General features: G+C 71.8%; 19 protein-coding genes and 1 pseudogene. 8 read left to right on the plus strand and 12 right to left on the minus strand.

Annotated elements, in window-relative coordinates; all coding sequences use genetic code 11:
- The first annotated feature begins 1 nt into the window (after nucleotide 1).
- Both R6Y94_RS10035 and R6Y94_RS10040 read left to right on the plus strand, forming a co-directional pair.
- A complete protein-coding gene (locus R6Y94_RS10035) occupies nucleotides 2-913 on the plus strand; it encodes a hypothetical protein (RefSeq protein WP_318395522.1) in 912 nt (303 codons plus the stop codon).
- On the plus strand, nucleotides 910-2,373 hold the full coding sequence (locus R6Y94_RS10040; protein ID WP_318395523.1) for an NAD(P)/FAD-dependent oxidoreductase: 1,464 nt from the start codon (nucleotides 910-912) through the stop codon (nucleotides 2,371-2,373). Before R6Y94_RS10035 ends, R6Y94_RS10040 begins: the two co-directional genes overlap by 4 nt.
- 96 nt (nucleotides 2,374-2,469) lie before the next feature.
- Here R6Y94_RS10040 and R6Y94_RS10045 read toward each other — a convergent pair whose 3' ends face one another.
- Together R6Y94_RS10045 and R6Y94_RS10050 are read right to left on the minus strand one after the other, a co-directional pair.
- Nucleotides 2,470-3,321 carry an N-acyl homoserine lactonase family protein gene (locus R6Y94_RS10045; RefSeq protein WP_318395524.1) on the minus strand — a complete coding sequence of 284 codons (852 nt, stop codon included), beginning with the start codon at nucleotides 3,319-3,321 and terminating at the stop codon, nucleotides 2,470-2,472.
- Nucleotides 3,318-3,854, minus strand: a complete 537-nt coding sequence (locus R6Y94_RS10050) for a carboxymuconolactone decarboxylase family protein (RefSeq protein ID WP_318395525.1) — start codon at nucleotides 3,852-3,854, stop codon at nucleotides 3,318-3,320. The genes R6Y94_RS10045 and R6Y94_RS10050 overlap by 4 nt, the downstream gene beginning before the upstream one ends.
- A gap of 152 nt (nucleotides 3,855-4,006) precedes the next feature.
- Here R6Y94_RS10050 and R6Y94_RS10055 point away from each other — a divergent pair, with 152 nt between their 5' ends.
- Nucleotides 4,007-4,153, plus strand: a complete 147-nt coding sequence (locus tag R6Y94_RS10055) for a hypothetical protein (RefSeq protein WP_318395526.1) — start codon at nucleotides 4,007-4,009, stop codon at nucleotides 4,151-4,153.
- Between the two features lie 82 nt (nucleotides 4,154-4,235).
- Here R6Y94_RS10055 and R6Y94_RS10060 read toward each other — a convergent pair whose 3' ends face one another.
- Nucleotides 4,236-5,171, minus strand: coding sequence for a DUF6282 family protein (locus R6Y94_RS10060; protein ID WP_318395527.1), 936 nt, complete (start codon nucleotides 5,169-5,171; stop codon nucleotides 4,236-4,238).
- 97 nt (nucleotides 5,172-5,268) lie between these two features.
- Between R6Y94_RS10060 and R6Y94_RS10065 the strand changes: the two genes are divergently transcribed.
- Both R6Y94_RS10065 and R6Y94_RS10070 read left to right on the plus strand, forming a co-directional pair.
- Complete coding sequence (locus R6Y94_RS10065; protein WP_318395528.1) at nucleotides 5,269-6,024, plus strand: SDR family NAD(P)-dependent oxidoreductase; 756 nt, start codon at nucleotides 5,269-5,271, stop codon at nucleotides 6,022-6,024.
- A 130-nt stretch (nucleotides 6,025-6,154) separates the two neighbouring features.
- Nucleotides 6,155-7,582: an NAD-dependent succinate-semialdehyde dehydrogenase gene (locus R6Y94_RS10070; RefSeq protein WP_318395529.1), complete on the plus strand. Its 1,428-nt coding sequence runs from the start codon at nucleotides 6,155-6,157 to the stop codon at nucleotides 7,580-7,582.
- Between the two features lie 70 nt (nucleotides 7,583-7,652).
- On the opposite strand, the gene R6Y94_RS10075 is transcribed toward R6Y94_RS10070, so the two are convergent.
- The 4 genes from R6Y94_RS10075 to R6Y94_RS10090 all read right to left on the minus strand — a co-directional run bounded on the left by R6Y94_RS10075 (nucleotide 7,653) and on the right by R6Y94_RS10090 (nucleotide 11,547).
- Entirely contained in the window at nucleotides 7,653-8,228 is a 576-nt protein-coding gene (locus R6Y94_RS10075) for a hemerythrin domain-containing protein (RefSeq protein WP_318395530.1), read from the minus strand.
- A gap of 224 nt (nucleotides 8,229-8,452) precedes the next feature.
- Nucleotides 8,453-9,655, minus strand: coding sequence for a putative manganese transporter (locus tag R6Y94_RS10080; RefSeq protein ID WP_318395531.1), 1,203 nt, complete (start codon nucleotides 9,653-9,655; stop codon nucleotides 8,453-8,455).
- Nucleotides 9,656-9,748: 93 nt separating this feature from the next.
- Complete coding sequence (locus tag R6Y94_RS10085; protein ID WP_412102729.1) at nucleotides 9,749-10,582, minus strand: manganese catalase family protein; 834 nt, start codon at nucleotides 10,580-10,582, stop codon at nucleotides 9,749-9,751.
- Nucleotides 10,583-10,644: 62 nt separating this feature from the next.
- Nucleotides 10,645-11,547, minus strand: a complete 903-nt coding sequence (locus tag R6Y94_RS10090; protein ID WP_318395533.1) for a HAMP domain-containing sensor histidine kinase — start codon at nucleotides 11,545-11,547, stop codon at nucleotides 10,645-10,647.
- A gap of 30 nt (nucleotides 11,548-11,577) precedes the next feature.
- Between R6Y94_RS10090 and R6Y94_RS10095 the strand changes: the two genes are divergently transcribed.
- On the plus strand, nucleotides 11,578-12,222 hold the full coding sequence (locus R6Y94_RS10095; RefSeq protein WP_318395534.1) for a response regulator transcription factor: 645 nt from the start codon (nucleotides 11,578-11,580) through the stop codon (nucleotides 12,220-12,222).
- A 79-nt stretch (nucleotides 12,223-12,301) separates the two neighbouring features.
- Here R6Y94_RS10095 and R6Y94_RS45085 read toward each other — a convergent pair whose 3' ends face one another.
- The 5 genes and pseudogenes from R6Y94_RS45085 to R6Y94_RS10115 all read right to left on the minus strand — a co-directional run bounded on the left by R6Y94_RS45085 (nucleotide 12,302) and on the right by R6Y94_RS10115 (nucleotide 16,173).
- Nucleotides 12,302-12,847 carry an ABC transporter ATP-binding protein gene (locus R6Y94_RS45085; RefSeq protein WP_412102730.1) on the minus strand — a complete coding sequence of 182 codons (546 nt, stop codon included), beginning with the start codon at nucleotides 12,845-12,847 and terminating at the stop codon, nucleotides 12,302-12,304.
- Nucleotides 12,848-12,965: 118 nt separating this feature from the next.
- Nucleotides 12,966-13,253: pseudogene (locus R6Y94_RS45090) on the minus strand (hypothetical protein); the annotation flags it as partial.
- On the minus strand, nucleotides 13,250-14,269 hold the full coding sequence (locus tag R6Y94_RS10105) for a FecCD family ABC transporter permease (RefSeq protein ID WP_318395555.1): 1,020 nt from the start codon (nucleotides 14,267-14,269) through the stop codon (nucleotides 13,250-13,252). The pseudogene R6Y94_RS45090 and the gene R6Y94_RS10105, both read right to left, overlap by 4 nt.
- Nucleotides 14,270-14,351: 82 nt before the next feature.
- Nucleotides 14,352-14,672, minus strand: coding sequence for a hypothetical protein (locus R6Y94_RS10110; RefSeq protein ID WP_318395556.1), 321 nt, complete (start codon nucleotides 14,670-14,672; stop codon nucleotides 14,352-14,354).
- A 478-nt stretch (nucleotides 14,673-15,150) separates the two neighbouring features.
- Nucleotides 15,151-16,173, minus strand: a complete 1,023-nt coding sequence (locus tag R6Y94_RS10115; RefSeq protein WP_318395536.1) for an ABC transporter substrate-binding protein — start codon at nucleotides 16,171-16,173, stop codon at nucleotides 15,151-15,153.
- 405 nt (nucleotides 16,174-16,578) lie between these two features.
- Between R6Y94_RS10115 and R6Y94_RS10120 the strand changes: the two genes are divergently transcribed.
- Nucleotides 16,579-17,334, plus strand: a complete 756-nt coding sequence (locus R6Y94_RS10120; RefSeq protein WP_318395537.1) for an SDR family oxidoreductase — start codon at nucleotides 16,579-16,581, stop codon at nucleotides 17,332-17,334.
- 146 nt (nucleotides 17,335-17,480) lie between these two features.
- Nucleotides 17,481-18,377: an RNA polymerase sigma-70 factor gene (locus tag R6Y94_RS10125; RefSeq protein ID WP_318395538.1), complete on the plus strand. Its 897-nt coding sequence runs from the start codon at nucleotides 17,481-17,483 to the stop codon at nucleotides 18,375-18,377.
- Nucleotides 18,378-18,532 lie beyond the last annotated feature (155 nt).

Consider the following 18,532-nt stretch of genomic DNA (forward strand, 5'->3'; position numbering starts at 1 on the left):
CATGGCGTACGACTCCACCGATCTGCGCTCCACCCTGCCGTCGAGTACGGCCACGGCGACGGCGCCCGAGCGGTTCTCCGGCTCCGAGCACGTCAAGTTCCGCGACCTGGCCCCGGCGGAGAAGACCGGGGAACTCTCGACCTGGTACGCCCGCGGCCAGAACTTCGTCGTCGGCTACTCCGAACTGGACGGCACGACCACCTTCAGCCGGGCCGGACAGCCGGACGAGTACGTGGTGCTGCTGGCCGACGGCGGACTCGCCGCGACCGTCCGGTCGCTTGGCGAGGAGGTGTCGGCGAGCGGTCAGACGATGCTCGTCGTGCCGCCCGGGGACAGCACGGTGACGGTCACCGGAAAGGGCCGGGTGCTGCGGCTGCTGACCACGCGGTCGGCCGACGTCGCCGCGCTCGCCGCCAACGCCGAGTCCTACGCCGAGCCGCACGAGAACATCCCCCCGTTCCAGCCCTGGCCCGAGCCGGCCGGCGGCTATCGGGTCCGCAGCTACGACCTGACCGTGCCGCCGCTGGCGAACCCGCCGTTCCGGCTCTACCGCTGCACCACCTTCATGGTCAACTTCATCGACCCCAAGCAGGGGCCGCGCGACCCGGCGAAGCTCTCACCGCACAAGCACGACGACTTCGAGCAGTGCTCGATCGTGCTGGCGGGGGAGTACGTGCACCACATCAGGTGGCCGTGGACCACCAACAAGGCCAACTGGCGTGCGGACGAGCACGAGACCGTGCTGGCCCCGGCGGTCACCGTGATCCCGCCGCCCTCCCTGCACACCAGCGAGGCCGTCGGCCCCGGCACCAACCACCTCATCGACGTGTTCTGCCCGCCGCGCTTCGACTTCTCCGCGATGGAGGGCTGGGTGTTCAACGCCGACGACTACCCGGCGCCGGCGACCCGATGAGGCGCGGGCGGGAACCGATCCGGGTCGCCATCATCGGCGCCGGGCTGGGCGGCATCGCCGCCGCGGTCAAGCTCCGCAAGCGCACCTCGGCCACGTTCGTGATCTTCGAGCAGTCCGCCGGGGTCGGCGGAACGTGGTTCGACAACCGGTACCCCGGGTGCGAGGTCGACGTGCACTCGCACGCGTACTCGTTCTCCTTCCTGAAATACGACTGGCCGCGTACCCATGCGACCCAGCCGGAGCTGCTCGCGTACGCCGAGCACGTGGTGCAGCGCTTCGGCCTCACCCCGCACCTGCGGCTGAACACCCGGGTCACCGACCTGGTGTGGGAGGAGTCGACGAGCTGCTACCGGTTGTCGACCGAGCACGGCGACAGCGAGGAGTTCGACGTCGTCATCTCCGCGCTCGGCCTGCTCAACGTGCCGCGCTATCCCGACTGGCCGGGACTCGACACCTTCACCGGCCCGTGCTTCCACACCTCGCGCTGGGAGGAGCACGACCTCACCGGCAAGTCCGTCGCGGTGGTCGGCACCGGTTCGACCGCCGTGCAGATCGTTCCGTCGATCGCGCCGTACGCCGGGAAGGTCCACGTCTTCCAGCGCGAGCCCGGCTGGATCGAGCCGAAGAACGAGCGTGAGTTCAGCCCGCGCGAGCGGTGGTTCTACCGCAACGTGCCGCTGGCCCAGCGGCTGCACCGGGCCTGGATCTTCCACCAGGGCAATCGGCGGTTCAAGGGCTACGACGTCGGCTCCCGCCGGCAGCGGCGGATGCGCGAGGCGTGCGAGCGGTTCATCGCCGACGCCGTCCAGGACCCGGCCACCCGGGCGGCGGTGACGCCGGACTATCCGTGGGGCTGCAAGCGGCCGGTCATCTCGTCCACCTTCTATCCCTCGCTCAACCGCGACAACGTGGAACTGGTACCGCACGCGGTGAGCCGGGTGACCCCGACCGGGGTGGTCGACTCGACCGGGACGGCCCGGGACATCGACGTGCTGATCCTCGGTACCGGCTTCCAGCCGACCCGGTTCCTGGCGAGCCTCGACGTCAAGGGCCGCGACGGGCGCGGCATCCACGACGCCTGGCGCGAGCGCGCCAGCGCCTTCCTGGGCATCACGGTGCCCGGCTTTCCCAACTTCTTCATCCTGTACGGCCCGAACACCAACGGCGGGGTCTCCATCATCGCCCAGCTCGAACGGCAGGCCGAGGTCGTCGTCCGGGCCGTGCGGCGGCTGGAACGGACCCGGCGGCGCAGTGTCGACACGTCGCCGGCCGTGGCGCGCCGCTTTGTCGCCTGGCTCGACCGGCGGATGTCCACCAACGCCTCGGCGATGAACTCCGGCTGCCACAACTACTACCACGACCCGGCCGGCCACAACGTGACGCAGTGGCCGGGCGGCCATCTCAGCTACGCCATCGCCACCCGGCTCATCTCCCGGCTCGGGCTGCGGACACCGCGCTAGGAGGTGCGGGACACGGCGCTAGGGTGCGACACCGCGCTCAGGGGCCAGACGGCGGCGCTAGGCGGCGGACACCGCGCTGGGGTGCTGGACACGGCCCTAGACGGCGGACACCGCGCTGGGATGTCCGCCGGCCAGCGACACCTCCGCGACGTGCAGGCCGTCGTCGAACACCGCGGACGGGAACCGGTCCCACACCGCCGCCTCGTGGAAGGGCAGGATCCGCCGGGTGTCCCCGCCGACACCGGCCAGGAGTTCGTCGGCGAAGTCGAGCCAGCCGGCGGCGCTGCCCGTGGTCATGGCGATCGGGGCGAGTACGCCGTCGCCCCGCAGGCCCTCGAGGTTCTGGTAGCTGTAGACGTTGTCGCCGGCGAACACCCACGTGCCGTCGGCGGCGTTGGTGACCGCGACCACCTGCGAGCCGGCGGTGTGGGTGTCGTGTGCCGGCCGCAGCTCGACGCCGTCGGTGACCGTGGCCGTCCCGTCGACCAGCGTGGCGGTGCGGGCGGCCAGCCGCTGCGGCAGGTCCGCCTGGCACGACCGGGTCAGGAACTCGAACCGGGCGGGCCGGGCGGCCGCGGCGAGGTAGCACTCGATCTCCCGCCGCTGGATGTAGACGTGCGCCGCGGGGAACGCGTCGACGCAGCCGGCGTGGTCGAAGTGGTTGTGGGTCAGCAGGATGGTGTCGACCTGCTCGGCGTGGACGCCCACCCGGGCGAGCACGTCCACCGGAGCGGACCATCGCGTGTCGCCGTACTTGGCGGTGAGCCGGTCGTAGATCGCCGGGTCCGCGAAGCCGGTGTCCACCAGTACGCAGTGGTCGGCCGAACGCACCAGCCCGAAGCAGTACGGCATCCGCCGGTGCCCTTCGTTCGGCTGCCCGGCGAACAGGTTGCTGGCCGGGAACCGGTCGACGTAGCCGTACTCGAGGATCCAGATCGAGTGGTTCACGAGGCCGCCGGCTGAACGTCGAAGACGGCGAGCTGCCAGGCCACCATGTTGTAGTAGCCGACGATGGTGACCAGTTCGAGCAATCCCGGCTCGCCGAGCACGCCGGCCGCGTCGCGGAACTCGTCGTCGTCCAGCGTGCCGCGGTCGAGGACCGCCCGGGTCGTCCGCAAGACGCATCCCTCCACATCGGACATGTCGGCCGGCTCGCGGTTGTCGGCCAGTGCCGCCAGGTCGGCATCGGAGAGCCCGGCGGCCTTCCCGGCGCGGGTGTGCGCGTAGAGCTCGAAGGCGCTGCGGTGGTGGTGGCCGACGAGCAGGATCGCGATCTCGCGGGCCCGGGCGGGCAGCCGCGAGCCGAACCGGACCGCGCTGCCGATCTGTTGCAGCGCGTGGCCGAACCCGGGGCTGAGGATCCAGACCGCCGGTGGGCCCTGGAGCCGGCCGTCCGGACCGACGAGCGAGAACGGGCTCTCCGGCGCCACGCGCGGCCCGGTCGTGTAGTACTCGTACAGCGCCCGTTGTTCGTCGGTCATGTCCGCGGGATCGACGTCGTTGACTCTCATCAGAAGCCGCCCGCGAAACCCCTGGCTTTGGCCATGGGGAGGAATGGGCGTTCGGGCGTGGTGTTGGTTGTCGGCATGGTGTCGGCTCCTCTGTGTGGGCGGAACTGTCGGATGGGGCTGGGATGCTTCCGGTTGTGGGCGAGACGGTGCGGTACACCTACCGGTTGCGTCCCGGCGCGACCGCCGAGGCGGCGCTGTTGGCCGAGTGGGGGCGGTGTCGCTGGTTCTCGCCACGGCAGAGCGTGACCGTGCTGGTGCCGACGACGTGAGACATGCGATCACCTCCTTCCGGGGCGGTGCTCTCGTGCGGTCCGAGCCAGAGATCCCCCGGCTTCCGGCCGCGCGGAAGCGTCAAGAATTCTCTCCCAGGAATGCGCGGGGATTGGTGGCGACCATCGTGGCGATCTGCTCGGCGGTCCAGCCGAGGTAGGCGAGCTGTTCGACGAACATCCGCAGGCACTCCGGCTCGGGTGGTACCCAGCGGGAGAAGACGTCGGTGGTGAGGATCGCCCGCTCCGGCCCGACGGCGCAGAGCGCCTCGTGCACGTCCCGGACGGTCAGGTGCCCGTCCGGGTGCACCAGCGGCGCGTTGCAGAACTCGAGGTACGCGCCCAGGTCGGCGAACTCGCGCAGCCGCGCCGGATCCGTCGTGTAGTGCAGCGGGTGGGTGATGAGCAGCTGTTGCCCGATCTCGGCACAGTACGCGGCGACCGCGCGGCTCTCCTCGATCGAGGCGTGCCCGGTGGCCAGCGCGAGGCCGAGCGCGCGGCAGGCGTCGATGACCGCCCGCGTCCGGCCGGAGAGGGCACCGTTGGCGTCGCAGAGTGTGATCGCCGTCCGGGCGCTGTATTCGCCGAAGGAGGGCGAGACGTGCCGCAGCAGTGCGCTGATGTACCCGTCGCGGGCCACGTCGGCCGCGCCACCCCAGGTCGGCAGGAACACCACCCGGGCACCGTGCGCGGCGGCGAGTTCGACGATGCTGGGTTCCAGACCGCCGACGGGCGGGTTCAGGGTGATGCTGCCGTAAACCGTGAACGTGGACCCGGCCATCGCCCGTCGCAGGGCCCGGGCCCGGTCCATCGTCGCCCACAGATGGGACTTGAGGACCCAACCCGAGATGCCGTACTCGTGCGCCAACCGCGCCACCTCGAGGTCGTCGCCACGGTTCGGCAGTCCGGCCGACAGGTCGGGCTGACCGTGCACGTGGACGTCGATCGCCCCGCGTAGCAGACGGTCGAACGACTCCGGGTGAGCCGCCGCGAGAAGGTCGCGTTTCGGATCGGTCATCACACCTCGTCCCGGGGTAGCGGTAGTTAGATTGTATGATGGTATGACCAACGGCAGGGCGGCGTGATCCGCCATGCCGGCGGCGGGGAGGGAACCCATGTCTGAATCACTGGCCGGCAGGGTCGTCCTGGTCGTCGGGGCGAGTGCGGGTATCGGCGCGGACACCGCCCGGGTGCTCGCCGCGGACGGCGCGGCACTGATGCTCGTCGCCCGCACCGAGGCGCCGCTCGCCGCGATCGCCGCGGAACTGGAGAAGGACGGGCACGACGTCGGCTACACCACCGGTGATGTCGCGTCGGCGGCGGACGTCACCCGGTTCGTCGACGAGACGGTCGAGCGGTTCGGTCGGCTCGACGGAGCCTTCAACAACGCGGCGATGACTCAGGCGGGTCGGTTGGACGAGGTGCCGGAGCAGGACTTCGACCAGATCATGGCGGTGAACGTGAAGGGGACCTGGCTCTGCGTCCGGGAGGAGGTCCGGGCCATGCGGGCGCGGGGTTCCGGCTCGATCGTCAACATGAGCAGCATCGGCGGCCTTCGCGGCAGCTCCGGCATGGGCGCCTACCAGGCCAGCAAGCATGCCGTCATCGGTCTGACCCGCACCGCGGCCCACGACTTCGGGCCGCTCGGCATCAGGGTGAACGTGATCGCCCCCGGCCCCACCGAGACGCCGATGCTCGCCCGGACGCGGCTCGCGATCCCCGGCGGGGTGGAGGCCCGGATCGCGGCAACGCCGTTGCGCAGGGCCGGAACCGGCACGCAGGTCGGCGCGGCGGTGTCGTTCCTGCTCAGCGACCGGGCGAGTCACGTCAGCGGGGTCGTCCTGCCGGTGGACGGCGGATTCGTTGCCTGAGCAGCCGCGCGGCGCGGCAGACGGCGTCGGGGGCGCCGGCTCCCCCCGACGCGGGTGGTCCGGACGAGACGTCCTGCTCGGCGTACCTGGACCGAGGCCATGACGGAGTGCTGATGGATCGGAGCGTCACATGACCCTGTACACCGACCTGTTCATCGACGGGCAATGGCGACCGGGTACGGGCGACCGGCGCTTCGACGTCGTCGACCCCGCCGACCTGTCCACCATCGCCCGCTTCGCGGTCGCCAGCGAGAGCGACTGCATGGACGCCGTCGACGCGGCGGCGGCCGCGCAGCGGACCTGGGCCGCCACCGCTCCCCGGGACCGCGGCGAGCTGCTCCGCGGCGCCTACGAGATCCTCACGGCCGAGGTGGAGACCTTTGCCGAGATCATGGTGCGGGAGAACGGCAAGTCCTGGGCGGACGCCATCGGCGAGGCGCACTACGCGAAGGAGTTCTTCCGCTGGTTCGCCGAGGAGGCGGTGCGAGTGCCGGGCGAGTACCGGCTCTCTCCGGCGGGCGACAAGCGGATCGTCGTCGACCGGCAGCCGATCGGGGTGTCGCTGCTCATCACTCCGTGGAACTTTCCCGCCGCGATGGCGACCCGTAAGCTCGCTCCGGCGCTCGCGGCGGGATGTACGACGATTCTCAAGCCCGCCCGGGAGACCCCGCTCACCGCGGCCTACATCGTCGAGGTACTGCGCCGGGCCGGTGTGCCGCGGGGGGTCGTGAACCTGGTGACTCCGGTGCCGACCGGCCCGCCGGTGCGGCGGATGATCGACCGTCCCGAGGTCAGGAAACTCTCGTTCACCGGCTCGACCGAGGTCGGCCGAGAGCTTCTGCGCGCGTGCGCGGACAGTGTGGTCAGTACGTCGATGGAACTCGGTGGCAACGCCCCGCTGATCGTGCTGCCCGGCGCGGATCTGGACGCGACGGTGACGGGCGCCCTGCTCGCCAAGATGCGCAACGGCGGCTCGGCCTGCACCGCCGCCAACCGGTTCTACGTGCACACCTCGCTGCACGACGACTTCGTCGCGCGGATGGACGCCGCGCTCGCCGGGATGACGGTCGGCCCCGGCCTCGACCGCTCGAACGATCTCGGTGCCCTCGTCTCGGTGCCGGAGCGCGACAAGGTGGCGGCCCTTGTCGAAACCGCTGTGGCGGACGGGGCGAAGCTGCTGCGTGGCGGTAACGCCTCGGGCGACGGCGCCTTCTACGACCCGACACTGCTCACCGAGGTCAAGCACGGTTCCACGATCAACACGACCGAGATTTTCGGGCCGGTCACCGCGGTGGTCCGCTTCGACGACGTGGACGACGCGGTCCGGATGGCGAACGACACCGTCTACGGCCTCATGGCGTACGTCTTCGGCGAGGAACGGGAAGCGGTCGCCGTCGCCCGCCGCCTCGAAGTGGGAATGGTCGCCGTCAACCGGGGCGTGGTCAGTGACCCGGCCGCCCCGTTCGGAGGGGTGAAGCAGAGCGGCCTCGGCCGGGAAGGTGGCTCCGAAGGCATCCTGGAGTTCCTCGAGGAGAAGTACATCGCCTTGACCGCGTAACCGTGCCGCCCCTCGGGACGGAGCCCGAGCGGGCGTACGGTCGTGGATCGGTAGGTGGGGTGGAAGAGCTTCAGTCCTGATCGCGCTGCGATTCGCGCCAGTCGCGTACGGCGTCGCGGATCCGGTCGAAGACGGCCATGGGTGGACCGGCGATCAGATTCGCCGATGCGGACTCGCCGCTACGCGGGTGCGGGCGGGTCGGAGCCATCGCCTCGGCCGCGCGCAGGGCGCCGGCCATCCGACCGAGCTGGGCCGCGGAGAGGTTGCGACGCAGTGACGGAAACTCCTCCGTCTCCTCCCGGGCCGCGTGTGCGACGACCGCGTCGGCGAATTTCGACAGCCGCCTGTCGAATTCGGGATGGTCGACGCCGAGGTCGTAGAGGGCGGCCAGTTCGTGCTTGGCCTCGTCCTCCTCGTGCCGGAGTTGCCCGGTGACGGTGTCGCCTCGGTCGATCTTGCGTTTGGCGGTCGGGTGCACGACGATCTCCTCCGCGCTCTCGTGCACGGCGAGCAGCCGGACCAGATCCTCGAACAGCTCCCGTTTCTGAGTTCCCTCGGCACGGCCGAGCTGACCGAACAGCGTCTTGATCTGCTTGTGCTGCTCGACCAGCAGGTCCAGGACGTCCTGCTTCACGCCTGCTGTCACGTTCGTCACCCTCCTCCGGTCGACCTCGCCTACGCTGCTGTTTCCCGGCGCGGCGGCTTCCATGTGCGCCGGCTTCGAGCGCGGGCGCCGGAGCTGTCCGGCGGCGCCGTACGCGGACTCCCGCCGGTGCCGGAGCTGTCGTTCGGCCGGATCGGGTGGTACGAACGTTGACGGTCTTCGCGGTCGGCACGGTCCTCGGCGCGCTTGGTGCATTTCTGTCGTATTCAGCCGAGCAGTGCGAGCAGCGCCAGTCCGACCAGGATGGCCGGGATGGTGGTGATCACGGTCGCGGTCGCGGCGGCGCGGCGGCGCAGTGCCGCCAGTGGGATCAGGGCGTCCCCGTCCTGGCTGATCGCGTTGGCCACCAGTGTCGTCACGGGCAGGCCGCCGCTGACGAAGATGCCGGTGAAGACGATCTGGACGGCGCAGCCGGGGATGAGCCCGATCAGCGCGCCGACGAGCACCCCGACCATTCCGGCGAACGCCAGTTGGGAGCCGTCGAAACCGGTGGTGGTGCTGAGAACCTGCCAGCCGAGGTAGGCCGCCGCGACCCAGACGGTGATGAACGAGGCCTCGTGGGCGCTGTGTCGCATGGCGTCCCGTCTGCTTGCCGGGGTGGCGGTGGCGACCGTGTCGTCGGCGAAGCGGCCTCGTCCGGCGGCGAAGATGAGCAGCGCGACCAGCGTTCCGCAGCAGCCGAGCGCGAGGTAGGGGTCGATTCCGCCGAGCGCGCCGCTGAGGCGTTGCGGGTCGACGGCGTGGAACACGACCGGTACCGACACCAGGAAGGCGGGCATGGTGAGCCCCCAGAACACCAGGGACATCCGGACCGGGCGCCCCGGCACCGCGCCCGGCGCCAGGGCCACGGCCACTGTCACCGACGCCGGACAGGTGCCGGCGGCTCCCGCTCGGTCGTCGGCGCCGGCCCGAGCCGCGGGGTACGGCCGCACGGCGCCCGCCGGCAGGCCCGCTTCGGATGCCCGCGCGGCGGTCACCCGCCGGGTCCACCTCCCGGTGCGGGGCCGGACGGCGTTGGCCGGGTCGACGCCGAGCAGGTCCACGGTGTACCCGGTGGCCAGGCCTACGGCGAAGAGCAGGGCATGGATCTTGAGTGCGACCACCGGATCCGCGGCGATGACCACCCAGGACGAGTCCCCCATGGTTGCCGCCAGGGCGGCCACGACCGTCCCGAAGGAGACCTTGCCGCGCGCGTACAGCGGCATCAGGATGATGGCACCGCCGCAGCCCGGGCTGACCCCGAGTAACGCGCCGACCAGGGGGCCGAGCCGGGGGCGCCGGGTCAGGTGGTCGGTGACCCGGTCGCCGTACCGCCAGCGCAGCCAGCCGAACAGCGCGACCATCACCGCGACGTAGACCCCGACCTGCATGAACGCATCCGCCAACGGGCGGGCGAATAACTCGATCATGGTTGTGTCTTCCGGACGGTGGCCACGCCGATCCGCCGTGGTGGCGACGGACCGGCGCGGCGGAACGGGACAGGACGGTGACGCGGCTGCCCGTCAGGTGCCGGACGGTGGCGTGCTGTGCAGGCGCGGGTCGCCCGGAGGAAGTACCGGCGCCCCCGCGTGCGCGGTCGGGCTCGCCTGGTAGCTGAACTGCCCCTTGCCGTCGGGACTCGGGCCGGCGGCCCACCGTCCCTCGGCCGCCTCCTCCCCGGCGGAGAAGTTGATGTACTGGTAGGCGAACTGGTTCTCCTGCTCCGCGTCGGGGAACGCCTCCGGGACCGGCATCTCCTCAAGACCGTCGTCCTTGAGCTGCTCGATCGCGGCGAGCCACATGTTCTGGTGCATCGTGTCGCGGGCCAGCAGGAACCGCAGCATCTGCTTGACACCCGGGTCGTCGGTCATGTGGAACAACCGGGCGACCTGGAGCCGGCCCTGCGCCTCGGCGGTGACGTTGAGGTGGAAGTCGGCGAGCAGGTTGCCGCTGGCGGTGATGAAGGCTCCGTTCCACGGCACGCCGCTGCTGTCCACCGGCAGCGGGCCACCGCCGGAGTGGATGAAGTGCGCCGGATTCGACCCCGAGTAGATCGCGGTCAGCATCGGGTTGTCCTCGGCGGCCGCCTCCTGCAAGGACAGCGGAGCACTGTCCAGCAGGCGGGCGATCATCGTGCAGATCATCTCGACGTGCCCCATCTCCTCGGTGCCGACGTCGAGCAGCAGATCCTTGTACTTGCCGGGCAGCCGGCAACTCCAGCCCTGGAAGAGGTACTGGTTGGCGACCGTCATCTCTCCCCACTTGCCGCCGAGCACCTCCTGCAGGCGCCGGGCGAAGGCGGCGTCGGGCGCATCGGGCTTGGCCTCGAACTGCAGGTCCTTGACGTGGCTGAACACGGTGTCCTCCTGGTAGAAGTGGCAGACCGTGCCCGGGTACCCGTCGCGGTGGCCCGGTCGGGTCAACCGGCGGCCCCGGAGGGCCAGCGGGCGCCGGCACTTCCGGAACCGGAGCGGCAGTGCCGTGCGGGCAGACTCACCCGTACCGCGATTCCCTGCGCGGCGCGGCACACCGTGATCGTGCCGCCCTCGGCGGCGACCAGGTGTCGCACGATCCACAGCCCCAGTCCGGAGATCCCGGGTGGCGGCGCGGCCCGGCGCAGCGCGGCCAGCAGGGGACGGCAGGACCGGCCCTCGTCGGCGACGACCAGCATCAGGAATCCCGCCCGCACCGAGGCGGACACCCGGACGCGGCCCTCGGCAGGGCCGTGCCGCAGCGCGTTGTCCACCAGGTTCAGCAGGATCTGACGGACCCGGTGGGCCGGTACCAGCCGGCCACCGGCGCCACGGGAGAGCCGGACCGTCAACCGGGGCGGCGCCCCGGCCGGGATCGCGGTCGGCAGGACCTGGCTCAGCGGGACCAGCCGGTCGACCGGCTCCGCCAGGCTCTGCGTCATCGACACCGCCTGCCGCCACAGCCCGGCCAGGTGTGCCGCCTGTTCCCGCGCCAGCGTGGCCATGCCACGTCGTTCATCGGGGCTCAGCGTTCCCGACTCCTCGGCGAGGGCTCGGGTCAGCGAGCGCAGTGACTCGATCGGTGACCGCAGTTCGTGACAGAACATCCGCAGCAGCAGCGCGTGACCGCCCGGTGCGGGTGGCCGGGAAAACTCCGGCGTTCCGGCTCCGGGGCTGGCCGATTCCCATACCTGGCGGCTGATCCGGCCTTCGGTCAGCAGCGACAGCCGACCCATGATCGCCCTGCCGAGGTTGCCGAACAACGGCCGGCCGGAGGCGGCGTCCCGGGGCCGCCGGGGCCGTCGAGCCCGGATACCGGCGCGATGGGCGGTCTCCGGCTGGACGGGCATGATCGGGCGCAGAGCGGGAAACGCCGCCGGGTGTCCGAATCCGCAACCCTCCGGCTCGTACTGGTCGATGACCATCCTCTTTTCGTCCGTGGCCTCGAACTCCTGCTTCCGGCCAGTACCCAGGGACGGGCGCGGGTCGTCGGATCGACCGGTGACGCCTCCGCGGCCGCCGCGACGGTCCGCCGCTGCGTACCCGATCTGGCCCTGGTCGACCTGCACATGCCGCGACCGGGCGGGATCCGGGCCATCGCCGCCATCCGCCGAACCACACCCCGGGTACGGATCGTCGCGATCTCCGGGCTCGACGAGATCGACCTCATGGTGCAGGCCCTGCGCGCCGGTGCGGAGGGCTACCTGCCGAAGAGCAGCGAGCCCGAGGAGTTGCTGCCGCCGCTACTGGCGATCCTGGACGGGTGGGCAGTGCTACCTGCCGGCCTGCTCGCAGCCCTGCTCCGCCCCGTGTACAACGGCCTGCCGGCGACGGCCACCCTCGACGACGAGGAACGCCGTCTCCTGCAGCTTATTGCGAAGGGATGTCGCACGGTGGAAATCGCTGAAGAGCTGAACTTCTCCGAGCGCACGGTGAAGCGACTGACGGCATCGTTGCTGCGCAAGCTGCGCGTGTCGAACCGGACCGAGGCGGCTGCCCTGGCCGGCAACGCGGGTCTGCTGTGAGCACTGTCCGGTTCTGGCCGACGCCGTGCGGGTTTGCAAGGTTTCCGATCGTGCTACCCGGGTCCGCCCGCCAGGCCGGTCAGCGGCCACCGGTTCCGGCCCCCGGCCAGCGGTACCGGATCCGGGGCCGGCCGTCGGCGGCGGTGTTCACCTCCGCGCGTACCTGGTAGACCTCCGCGATCCGATCCGCGGTGAGCACCTCGCCGGGGGTACCCGCCGCGACCACCCGGCCGGCGTGCAACAGCACCAGCCGGTCGCAGTACTGCGCGGCCAGGTTGAGGTCGTGCAGGGTCACCACGACGGTGGTCGCCGACTCCGCCAGAAAATGCAGCAGCTCCAGTTGGTGCCGGATGTCGAGATGGTTCGTCGGCTCGTCGAGCAGCAGCAGGTCCGGCTCCTGCACCAGGGCGCGGGCCAGGTCCACCCGCTGCCGCTCCCCGCCGGACAGGCTGGACCAGCGCCGCTGCTCGAAACCGGCCAGGCCGGCCTCGGCCAGCGCGTGCCGGGCCAGGGCCAGATCGGCGGTGGCGGTCCCGGCGAGGCGCGGCCGATACGGGATCCGGCCCAGCAGCACCACCTCCAGGGCGGACATCTCCACGTCGGTGGCGGCCTGCTGGGTGACCACCGCGATGCGCCGGGCCAGCCCGCGCCGGGGCAGCGTGCCCAGGGCGGCGTCGTCGAGCAGTACCCCGCCCCGAGTCGGGCCGGGCCAGCCCGGCCAGCAGTCGCAGCAGGCTCGACTTGCCGGAGCCGTTCGGCCCGAGCAGTCCGACCGTGGCGCCCGGTTCGGCGGTGAGCGCCACCTCGGCGAGGATCCGTACGCCGGGTACGCCCCAGCCGACCCGCTCCGCCCGCAGCCTCGCCGGCCCCGCGCCCACGGCGTGCCCGTCGCCGCCGTCCCGACGTGGTCGACGAAGACCGGCGAGGCGGCCAACTCCGTTTGCCCGCCCGTTGCCGGTGGCGCCCCGGCCGGCGGTGTCCGGTCCGGTGACGGTGTCCGTGTCCTGGCCGGCGGTGTGCGGGCCGGTCACGGAGTCTCCGCCCGGCAGCGCATGACCAGGCCGAACACCGGCACCCCGAGTAGCGCGGTGAGCACACCCACCGGCAGTTCCTGCGGCGAGAAGACGGTGCGCGCCGCGGTGTCCGCCCAGATCAGAAAGATCGCGCCGGTGACCGCGCAGGTGGGCAGCAGGGTACGGTGCCGCGAGCCGATCACGAGCCGTACCGCGTGTGGCACGGTCAACCCGACGAAACCGATCGCCCCGCTCACGGCGACCAGCGTAGCCGTCACCAGCGCGGTGACGCCGAACAGCAGCAGCCGGGTACGCCCGGGGGAGAAGCCGAGCGACCGTGCGGTGTCGGTGCCGAACGCGAACGCGTCCAACGCCGTCGCGGCGGCCCAGCAGACCAGCAGACCGGCGCCGGCCACCACGGCACAGAGCGCCACCGCCGGCCAGGACGCGGCGGTCAGCGAACCGAGCAGCCAGAACGTCACGCTGCGGGTGTCCTGGCCCTGGGCGTCGGAAATCACGATCAGGCTGGTCACCGCGCTGAACAGCTGTGAGACGGCGACTCCGGCGAGCACGATCCGGGTCGGCTCGCCGGCTCGCCGGCCGGCCAGCAGCAGTACCGCGCCGAACGCGGCCACGCTGCCGCCGAACGCGCCGGTGGTCAGGTCGACCGGACCGGTGCCGATGTGGACTCCGAGCACCAGCACCGCCACGGCACCGGTGGAGGCGCCGGAGGAGACGCCGAGCAGGAACGGGTCGGCCAGCGGGTTGCGGGTGAGCGCCTGGAGCACCGCGCCGCACACCGCCAGCCCGGCACCCACCAGCGCGGCCAGCAGCACCCGGGGCAGTCGCAGGTCCCACACGATGCTGTCCGGCAACGGGGGCAGCGGGCGGACCGGCAGACCCTGATGGGTACCCACGGCCCGCAGCACGTCGCTGACGGACAACTCGGCCGAACCCACGGCGACCGCTGCGGCGATCTGAGCAGCAGCAGGAACCCGGCCAGCGGCAGGACGTGCCGGCCACCGGGCCGCCAGGCACCGGCCGGGGTGGACGAGTAGCGTCCTGCCCCGGCACCGGTACCAGGTGCCGGGGCGAGGGGTGGTGCGGCCGGCGGGTTCATCGGCGAGCGAACACCACGTAGTCGTCGAGGTACTGCCAGACCGTTCCGACCTCGGCGAAGCCGGCCGCGCGCAGGGCGGCGAGGTGGAACTCCAGCGGGGCGAGGGCCTGCGGCGGCCGATCGACGAACCGCCGTTCCCGCTCCACGGCCAGTTCGGCCAGTTCCGGATGGCGGGCCGCCTCGGCGTACCAGGCGGAGTAGTCCGGCGCGCCGGCGGCGAACGTCTGCCGCTGCACCAGCGCGTCGTGCCGGTGCGCGATGTCGCGCAGCGTGGGCGTCGAGTCGCCGTACCGGAGGTGGTCGGCGTTGAGCAGCACACCACCGGCCGGCAGCAGCCGTGCCGCGGCGGTGTAGACGCGCAGCAGCTGTTCCGGTGAGAGCCAGTGCAGCGCGGTGGAGCTGAGTACGGCGTCGACGCACCGTCCGGCCAGTGCCTTTTCCAGTCGTCGGTCACCAGGTCCACGTCGTGCACCTCGGCGCGCGGGCCGTACCCGTCGAGCACGCCCCGGGCGACCCGCAGCAGGATCGGGTCGTAGTCGACCGCGACGGCGGCGGCCCTGGGGAAGCTGGCCAGTACCCGGTCGGTGATCGCGCCGGGGCCGCAGGCCAGGTCCAGGATCGTCGGGTCGTCCGGACAGTGCAGCCGCAGCACGTCGAACATCGCCTCGAACCGCAGTTCGCGGTGGGCCACGTAGCCGGACTGCTGGTCGTCCCAGAGCCGGAGCAGGCGCCGGGCGGCCGACTGGTCCAGGGCCTCGGTGGCCGGCGTGCTGGCGTCGGAGGTGTCCGGCGGGGTCATCGGACGAACCCGCGCAGGCCCGCGCCGACCAGTTCGGCCGCCTCGACGCTGCGGATCGACGGATCCATCGACGAGCCGGGCACGGTGACGAAGCGTCCGGCGACCACCGCGGCCAGCTTGGACGTCACCGGGTTGCGGCGCAGGAAGTCGATTTTCGACTCGGCAATGTCGCTGTCGCCGCCCCGGGTCAGGTCGGCCAGCACGATCACGTCCGGGTTGCCTTCGGCGATCTCCTCCCAGTTGCCGGCGGGCCACTTCTGGCTGACGTCGGTGAAGGCGTTGCGGGCCCCGAGCAGCGAGCTGACCGCGTCCGGCACGCCGCCGTGCCCGGCCACGTACGGGGTGGTGGTGCCGGAGTAGTACCAGAGCAGCGAAGGGCTGCCGGTCGGCTGACCGGTGGCGTTCGGCGTGCTCGTCGGGACCGTGCCGCGGGCCGTGTCCAGCCTGCCCTGCTGTTCACGGATCAGCTTCTCGCCCCGATCAGGTACGCCGAAGACGGCGGCGATGTCGCGGATCTCCCCGAAGATGCCGTCGAAGCTGACCGTCGGGATCGCGTCCGCCGGGTTCTCGCAGGCGAACCTGGAGAGGTACGCGGGCACGCCGAGCCTCGCCAGGTCGGCGCGGGAGCCGGCGGCGTCCGGGGCGTACCCGGAGGTGTAGGTCGAGTAGACGAAGTCCGGGTTCGCCGCGCGGACCGCCTCCCGGGACGGGTACAACCTGGCCAGTACCGGCACCTGTTCGTACGCCGGGCGCAACTGTGGCAGCACCGGGTCGGTCTGGTAGCTGGTGCCGGCCATCAGGTCGGCGAGGCCGAGGCTGAGCATGATTTCGGTGGCGTTCTGTTCCAGTGCGATCGCGCGCCGGGGCGGCGCGGTGATGGCGAGCGGGAGTCCACAGTTGGTCAGCTCGACCGGGCTGGCCTGGCCGCTCGGACCATTCGGTGTGTCGGCCTGGCCCTCGGCGCAGCCGGTGGCGGCCAGCACCGCACAGAGACTGCCCATGATGACAATCATTTTCATGTGTGGAGAGGGTGGCGGCAGGTCGCCGCAGGTGCGGCGGCACCCGCTCCCATGGTCGCCTTCGCCGGCGACCGGGGTACCACCCCCGCCGGGTGACAGACGTCGGCCGGCCACCGGAACCTGTTCGTGACGCTCCCCACGCCACCGCCACTGCCGCACGGGCGTGCGCCCCACGGCGACCGGCGCTGCAGAGGACCGGATATTCCCGCACGGGCAGGCCGATCAGGTCGCTACCGGGCAGCGGGATGTGGCACATGGGTCCCGGGTATGTGTCGAGGCTCTCCGCCGGGGGAGACAGGAGCCGGCGGCGGCCGGCCCGCCGCTGTCACAGATCACCGCCCTGCCTGGTCGTTGTGGGCGACAGGGCGCCTGTCCGGCGCCACGGGAGACAACCAGAGGACCAATATGAAGATCGTCGTTATCGGCGGCAGCGGACTCATCGGCAGCAAGGTCGTGGAACTGCTCGCCGCGCAGGGCCACCAGGTGGTGGCGGCGTCTCCGAAGACCGGGGTGAACGCGGTCACCGGCGAAGGGCTGGCCGTGGCGCTCGACGGCGCCGAGGTCGTGGTGGACGTGTCGAACTCGCCGTCCTTCGACCCGGACGCCGCGCGGGAGTTCTTCGAGAATTCCGCCCGCAACCTGTTCCCGGCCGAGGCGGCCGCCGGGGTGGGCCACCACGTGGCGCTCTCGGTCGTGGGCGCGGACCGGATGCCGAACATCGGCTACATGGGGGCGAAGGTGGCGCAGGAGCGGCTGATCGCGGCGTCGCCGATCCCGTACTCGATCGTGCGCGCCACGCAGTTCTTCGAGTTCCTCGACGCCATCGCCGCCACCGGGACCGTCGGCGACACCGTACGCCTGGGGCCGGTGCTCTTCCAGCCGATCGCCGCCGCCGACGTTGCGGCCACGGTGGCGGACGTCGCGCTCGGCGCCCCGGTCGGCGGCATCGTCGAGGTGGCCGGCCCCGAGCGGTCCCGCCTCGACGAGGTGATCCGGTCGGTGCTGCGCGCGGGGCAGGACCCCCGGGAGGTGGTGACCGACCCCGCCGCCGGATACTTCGGCGCCATGGTGGCCGACGACGCGCTGGTTCCGCTCGGTGCGGCCCGTACCGGTCGCATCCGGCTGGCGGACGTGCGCGCGGTGGACGGGGGCGGGCGGTAGTCGCCGAAGCGCCTCGGCGTTGTCTGCCCGACCTGCGGCCGGCCCGCGGTGCCGGCCGGAGGTCGGGCCCGCCACCGGACCCGGTTCGTCGATCGGGCGCGGGCCGGGTTTTGCCATCTGCCCCCGAACCTGTGGACGATGGCGTCGTGCAGCCTGCGAGCGACGGACAAGCCGTCCAGACCGACGATGTGGTCGACTTCGAGGCGATCCGGGGACGATTGTTCGGGATCGCCTACCGGATGCTCGGTACTGTCGGCGACGCCGAGGACATCGTGCAGGATGCCTGGCTCCGCTGGCAGCGGACGGACCGGCGGAGCGTGCGCAACCCTGCGGCGTTCCTCACCACCACGACGACCCGGTTGGCGATCAACGCGGTGACGGCGGCCCGGGCGCGCCGGGAGACGTACGTGGGGCAGTGGTTGCCGGAGCCGGTGGACACCGCCGCCGATCCGGCGCTCGGTGCGGAGCGGGCGGAGGGGCTGGAGTTCGGGGTCCTGCTGCTGCTGGAGAAGCTCGCCCCGGCGGAGCGGGCGGCGTACGTGCTGCGGGAAGCCTTCGACTACGCCCACCGGCAGGTCGCCGAGGTACTGGGGACGACCGAGGCGAATGCCCGGCAACTGCTGAGCAGGGCCCGCCGGCACCTGGCCTCGGCCCGGTCGGCACCGGTCGGCCGGGCCGAGCACCGGCGGCTGGTCGAGGCGTTCGTGGCGGCGGCTCGGGGCGGGGACCTGGCCGCGTTGGAGCGGCTGCTCGCCGACGACGTGGTCGCCAGTTCCGACGGCGGAGGACGGGTGCACGCCTCGCGGAAGGATCTGCACGGCGCGGCCCGGGTGACGACCCTGCTGGACAACGTGCTGCGGAAGTACTGGCGCGACTCGGTGATCCGGCTCGTCCCGGCCAACGGCGCGGAGAGTCTGCTCGTGGCGGCCGCCGACGGGACCCCGGAGGCCCTGCTCGCCCTGCAGGCCACCGAACGGGGGATCGAGCGCCTGTTCATCGTGGTGAATCCGGACAAGCTGCAACAGTTCGCCGGCCCGGCCTGACAGCTCGCCCGGCCGACCCGCGCCGCGGAGTGCGGGACGTCCGGCGGTCGGCGCCCGCCCGAACAGCTCGTGTTCACGGTCGCGGCACGGCTGGATTCCGTCAAATCGCCCTGCGGCCCACCCGGCCTGTGTCTAATCGGGTACGTCGGCGCATC

It is taken from the genome of Plantactinospora sp. KLBMP9567, from assembly GCF_033446045.1.
GTDB lineage: Bacteria > Actinomycetota > Actinomycetes > Mycobacteriales > Micromonosporaceae > Plantactinospora.

Bases quoted from the DNA above. Each gene is read 5' to 3' on its own strand.
- R6Y94_RS10090 (WP_318395533.1), bottom strand. From the start codon at position 11,547: ATGCCCGTCCAGCCGGAGACCGCCCATCGCGCCGGTATCCGGGCTCGA.
- R6Y94_RS10060 (WP_318395527.1), bottom strand. From the start codon at position 5,171: ATGACCGATCCGAAACGCGACCTTCTCGCGGCGGCTCACCCGGAGTCG.
- R6Y94_RS10115 (WP_318395536.1), bottom strand. From the start codon at position 16,173: ATGAAAATGATTGTCATCATGGGCAGTCTCTGTGCGGTGCTGGCCGCC.
- R6Y94_RS10050 (WP_318395525.1), bottom strand. From the start codon at position 3,854: ATGACCGACGAACAACGGGCGCTGTACGAGTACTACACGACCGGGCCG.
- R6Y94_RS10055 (WP_318395526.1), top strand. From the start codon at position 4,007: ATGCTTCCGGTTGTGGGCGAGACGGTGCGGTACACCTACCGGTTGCGT.
- R6Y94_RS10080 (WP_318395531.1), bottom strand. From the start codon at position 9,655: ATGATCGAGTTATTCGCCCGCCCGTTGGCGGATGCGTTCATGCAGGTC.
- R6Y94_RS10035 (WP_318395522.1), top strand. From the start codon at position 2: ATGGCGTACGACTCCACCGATCTGCGCTCCACCCTGCCGTCGAGTACG.
- R6Y94_RS10065 (WP_318395528.1), top strand. From the start codon at position 5,269: ATGTCTGAATCACTGGCCGGCAGGGTCGTCCTGGTCGTCGGGGCGAGT.
- R6Y94_RS10070 (WP_318395529.1), top strand. From the start codon at position 6,155: ATGACCCTGTACACCGACCTGTTCATCGACGGGCAATGGCGACCGGGT.
- R6Y94_RS10040 (WP_318395523.1), top strand. From the start codon at position 910: ATGAGGCGCGGGCGGGAACCGATCCGGGTCGCCATCATCGGCGCCGGG.
- R6Y94_RS10120 (WP_318395537.1), top strand. From the start codon at position 16,579: ATGAAGATCGTCGTTATCGGCGGCAGCGGACTCATCGGCAGCAAGGTC.